The organism is Komagataeibacter medellinensis NBRC 3288 (assembly GCF_000182745.2).
Taxonomy (GTDB): domain Bacteria; phylum Pseudomonadota; class Alphaproteobacteria; order Acetobacterales; family Acetobacteraceae; genus Komagataeibacter; species Komagataeibacter medellinensis.
Genome location: NC_016029.1, coordinates 1 through 4,615, shown reverse-complemented (window position 1 = coordinate 4,615; position 4,615 = coordinate 1). Strand labels below are relative to the sequence as shown.

7 protein-coding genes are annotated in these 4,615 nt (G+C 51.2%); 5 read left to right on the top strand and 2 right to left on the bottom strand.

All coding sequences use genetic code 11. From position 1 onward, the window contains the following. The first annotated feature begins 105 nt into the window (after positions 1 to 105). The 4 genes from GLX_RS16365 to GLX_RS16355 all read left to right on the top strand — a co-directional run bounded on the left by GLX_RS16365 (position 106) and on the right by GLX_RS16355 (position 2,485). A complete protein-coding gene (locus GLX_RS16365) occupies positions 106 to 384 on the top strand; it encodes a BrnT family toxin (RefSeq protein ID WP_041247997.1) in 279 nt (92 codons plus the stop codon). Further along, positions 372 to 701 (top strand): helix-turn-helix domain-containing protein, encoded by a 330-nt coding sequence (locus GLX_RS16360; protein WP_014106739.1) that lies wholly within the window; start codon positions 372 to 374, stop codon positions 699 to 701. The genes GLX_RS16365 and GLX_RS16360 overlap by 13 nt, the downstream gene beginning before the upstream one ends. Before the next feature lie 600 nt (positions 702 to 1,301). After that, positions 1,302 to 1,688, top strand: coding sequence for a hypothetical protein (locus GLX_RS17880; RefSeq protein ID WP_014106738.1), 387 nt, complete (start codon positions 1,302 to 1,304; stop codon positions 1,686 to 1,688). Positions 1,689 to 1,972: 284 nt separating this feature from the next. Then, entirely contained in the window at positions 1,973 to 2,485 is a 513-nt protein-coding gene (locus GLX_RS16355; protein WP_231850476.1) for a helix-turn-helix domain-containing protein, read from the top strand. Between the two features lie 444 nt (positions 2,486 to 2,929). Here GLX_RS16355 and GLX_RS16350 read toward each other — a convergent pair whose 3' ends face one another. Further along, on the bottom strand, positions 2,930 to 3,286 hold the full coding sequence (locus tag GLX_RS16350; protein WP_014106736.1) for a hypothetical protein: 357 nt from the start codon (positions 3,284 to 3,286) through the stop codon (positions 2,930 to 2,932). A 40-nt stretch (positions 3,287 to 3,326) separates the two neighbouring features. On the opposite strand from GLX_RS16350, the gene GLX_RS17875 reads away from it, so the two are divergent. Then, positions 3,327 to 3,692, top strand: coding sequence for a HigA family addiction module antitoxin (locus GLX_RS17875; protein ID WP_331396662.1), 366 nt, complete (start codon positions 3,327 to 3,329; stop codon positions 3,690 to 3,692). On the opposite strand, the gene GLX_RS16340 is transcribed toward GLX_RS17875, so the two are convergent. Further along, a complete protein-coding gene (locus GLX_RS16340; RefSeq protein ID WP_014106735.1) occupies positions 3,668 to 4,615 on the bottom strand; it encodes a site-specific integrase in 948 nt (315 codons plus the stop codon). The two genes, GLX_RS17875 and GLX_RS16340, sit on opposite strands and share 25 nt — an antisense overlap.

The following is a 4,615-nucleotide window of genomic DNA, read 5'->3' as shown; positions in this document are numbered from 1 at the left end:
GGTGGGGTCTCTCCGAACGGCACGGGTGCGCTAGGGTCTAGCATGAGCGATCGGCACAGGCTGATATCCCTTGCGAAACTACGCTAACAGCGTATATAAAGGAGCATGACAGGGCCTGAGATCGAGTTTGAATGGGACGACGCGAAAAGCGATGCCTGCTTTGAAGAGCGGGGGTTCGATTTCGAATATGCGGCCCAGATTTTTCTGGGGCCTGTTCTTCAGAAACCGGACGACCGTAAGGATTATGGAGAACCCCGTATTAGAGCCGCAGGCTTGATCGAGGGGATCCCGTTTATGGTCGTTTATACGGTGCGCGGGACGTGTCTGCGCATCATCTCGGCCCGGAAGATGCACCGAAAGGAGTGGATCAAATGGCAAAACTGACATTGGCAGACATCAAACGTCGTGGCGGCCGGGTCGATCGGGCACGCGTTCAGGCGACGACGGCCGCAGAGATTGACCAGCAGGCCCGCGAAGATGGGACACAAAGCGATCTGCCGGGGCCGGCTTATCCGTCTCCTGCGACGGTACGCCGCCAGTTGAAGCTGACCCAGACAGACATTGCCGCTCTGGCCGGTGTGCCTGTGGCAACATGGCGGAACTGGGAGCAGGGCCGTGTGAGCCTTGACCCGGCAGTACGGACGCTTCTGCGTGTCTTGTGGCGTGAGCCCGACGCGGTGCGACGGGCGATGGTGGCCTGATCGAGTCTCAGAGAGTGGGATCATGAGCAATGAGGGTACCGTCATTGCTCATGATAGGGGAGCTTTCTGGCTTCCGGGAATGTTCATTCCCGGAAGCCAGAAAATAAATTTTGTTTAACGCCCTTGACAAAGGATCAAGAGCTGTGGTACAGATGTAGTATTGCCAATTTTATAAGGAGATTTTTTACGCTAATTACACTCTAACTATGAAAGGAACATGCGCATGCAGCTTTTTTACGCTGTTATGTTGTTTGTTTCGATGCACGTGCACGGCAGCTGCACGGTAAGTTGGCATGAGGGTTCCCGCCCGCATTTCAACTGCGCATCGATCACACTAAGCAACTAACTCATCCAAGAGCCCTCCGAATTTCTCGGGGGGCTTTTTTGTTTCCGTCTTTCTTCTATATCGCCGACAAGGGCGGAAATCAAGAAGGAAATGTCCTAAAAAACAAAAAATAACATGATGGCGATATTCTTGATATCAAGAATATCGCCATAGATAATTATAGTCAACAAAAAAACGAAAAAATATGTGGTTTTTTTAAAGGAATTGGTGAACAAATTTCAGATAATGTTGTAAAAATTAACAGGACAACAAAAATGAAAGATAATTCCACTATCGAAGATAATCGAGTTGTAACTGAATTTCTTTCAAATAAATTAAAAGAAATTGATTCTGAATTATCAAGACTAAAAAAAGAAAGAGACGTTACATACGGAATGTTAAGAGATTTAAATTTTGGATTGTTGAAAATTAATAATATTAATCCAACAGAAAAAAGAATAGATATAAAAATACTTAGATCTTATATAATTGATTATTTAAAGTTTAGGAATGGTAAGCCTACAAAGTCATGCTTCATATATGATTACTTAAACTCAAAATACAAAAATTTAAATAAAAGCTCTTTTAGGACACATTTATTGAAAATGAAAAAAGAAGGATTGATATATCCAACATATAAGAAAGGATATTGGAAAATATAGTTATATAAAAATTTTATTTTTTTGTTTTGAGAAACATTACTCTAGAAAAGAGTGGCTTGCTATATGTGCAGGGTAGCGGCAATGTAATAGAAATAAAAAAGGGGACGCCCTGCAAGGCATCCCCTTCAAAAATCTCGCTTCCCGGCGAGGTGGACTTGATGCAGGAGGTGCTGACACACACTCATGCGTCCGATGCGATATAGTAGGCATAGCCTAACAGGCTTTCAAGCCTAATATCGCAGGAAAGAAGGAAGCCTCGCCCATAATTTAGAAAGGGCCCGGCTTTGTCTCAGACGTTTTCTTCCCAACTTTGGACACTCACGCAGAGCCGGATGATCTCCGGAAAGACACATCTGGTCTTACAGGCGCTCGCCTCCTTTGAGGGTCCACACGGTCTCTTTCCCAGCCATGAAGCCATAGCAGCACGTGCGGGTTGTTCAGCTCGAACAGTCATCCGCAGCCTTGAGAAAGCCTACCTCCTTGGTCTTGTGGAGCGCACCCGGCGTCGGGTGAAGCGTCAGGGCCGTATGGTGAGTGGCTCCAATCTGTATCGACTGGTGCTGAAGCCACTAGAGCAGGCCAAGGTTGCGGCCCGACACTATGCGCAGCAGTTACGAGAGGCTCTGGCCCGCAGGAAACAGCGCTTTCTTCAGACTGACATTTTTACAGCGGAAACCTATTCCAAAAATATAAATCAACCCTATCCGCGGCATACGAAAGACGAGTGGCTGGAGATTCTGACCCGTATGCAAAGCGGGCAGACACCTCAAGAGGCGGGATATAGGGGAAAGACCTGATACCCCCCTCTCACACCAAGCAAACGAGACGATCCAAAGGCTCAGGAAGCAGGGAGTAATGGGAGAGGTTTGTCTATCCAATGGGACAGACAAAGCAAAAGAGAGGATCAAATTTTTCAGAAAATTTTAGCCGCTAAAATTTCACTCTCTATTTTTTGGATGATCCAAATCAGCCCTGCTAAAAAATAACCAAGAATGACAAAAAAATATAACCATGATTTGCAAAAAATAACCGAGTTTTACGCTCGGCTATAACCGTTTATGCCGTCAAAATATCTTGTAAAAGTTGGGCAGGACAGGTGAAGTAGGCCCACGCTAACGGCGTGACTACTTCACATAAACCTTATGCGCACCTGTAGTGCTTAACGGTGTCCTGTCTTGCGGTGCATCCTCAGAAAGAAGATGTACGCTTTGACTGCCTGACCTCAAAATCTGGTAAATCCATCAATCCTGCTCAGGAGAGGGCAGGGCCGCCCTGTGTTGTTGCTGCACTCCTTTGAGGCTGTCCCGGATCAGAGCATAGGCTTTGCTGGAGACGGATTTCGGGACCGGTGCACCGGCTTCCGAAAGCTGGGCGATCATGCTGACGAGACGTTCTGCGTCAGACAAGTCTGGCGTCTGTTTGACAGGAACGTCTGACAGGTTTTCTGTTGGATTTCTGCCGTTTTTAACGTGAGACCGAATGGCTCTGTCTAACCACTCGCCAATCGTGACCCCCTCTCTTTTGGCGGCGGCCAGAGCGGCATTCCGCACCTCGGGATGAACGCCCCGGATAGACCATGGTTTAGGTTCGTCTGTCATGTCTGACTCCTCTGTCTGACTTGTCTGGCAGAACTGAAGCATGCCCGCGTTATGTCTGTCATGTCTGACAGATGCGCCAGACAAGTCAGACAGAGGAAGAGGCAAGAAGGAACAGGTTATGGCCAGACACTCTGATCGAACACCAACGCATCCGGGAGCGCTCCTGCGGGAAGACCTGCTTCCGGCTATGGGACAAAGCGTGACAGATCTTGCTGCTCGTCTCGCTCTGTCCGAGGCCGACCTTTTAGACCTCTTGGCTGAGAGAACTCCGGTTACGCCGGAGCTTGCCCTGCGATTGGGAGCCGTTTTCGGGAATGGTGCCGCGTTCTGGAACCGCTTGCAGGCCGCGCACGATGGGCGCTCCCATCCGCCTTCGGGTTCTTACAGGAACGCCTCGCCGGGATGATTCAGGAAAGGGGCATCGTCCCGGACGTAGGTTTGCAGGACAGAGAGATTTTTGTGGCGTGTTACACGAGCCAGAGCGAGGGCGTCTTGCCCCGTCTGTGCACCAGAGGTCACAAATCCGGCCCGAAGGGAATGACCGGAAAACCCCCTCGGATCATATCCCGCGGCGTGGGCGTATGTCTTGACGATGGTGGCGACAGACCGGTCTGAGAGAGGCTGTGCGCTCAGATGCCCGTGACGGGTAATGCTGCGGAACACCGGTCCCTGTGTGATCCCGGATGCCGCAAGCCATGAGCGTATAGCGTCTACTGGACGGAGACGGCGGCCATTCGGGATGCCGATGGTCTGCCCGCTGCCGTCCTGATCAGTTTTGCTGCGCCGGATGGTGACCAGTAGTCCGCGTTCCTGAAACAGCAGATCATCTGTAGTCAGCGCCACCAGCTCGCTGCGTCGCAAAGCTCCGGCAAAGCCGAGCGCCAGAAGCGCCTTATCTCTCTGACCGCTCAGGGAGGAGGGGCAGTGGGCCAGCATGTCGCGCACAATTTCAGCCGTGGCAGCCTGTTTGCGTGTGGGGGCTGTCCCAAGGGTGCGGCGGATACCGGCCATGACACGCTCTACGCCGGGGGCTTTGACTGGGTTGTGCTCCTGTCCCTGAAAGGCATGCGACAGGGCAGCGCGTGCTCTGGTAATCCCAGACGCCTTACGGCCTGCTTCAGCCAGAGAGGAGAGCCAGGAGGCGATCTGAGCTGGTGTTGCCTGGAGGGCAAGCACGTCATGTTCTGCACACCATACCGTAAAACTCTGCCAGTCGGTGGCGTAGGCGGCGCGGGTCGCCGGAGACAGAGACGCCATAAGATAGCTGGTGATCCGTTCCCGGTCGGCTTCAGAGAGGGCGGGGTCAGAACAGCGCGGTGTCAGAAGCAT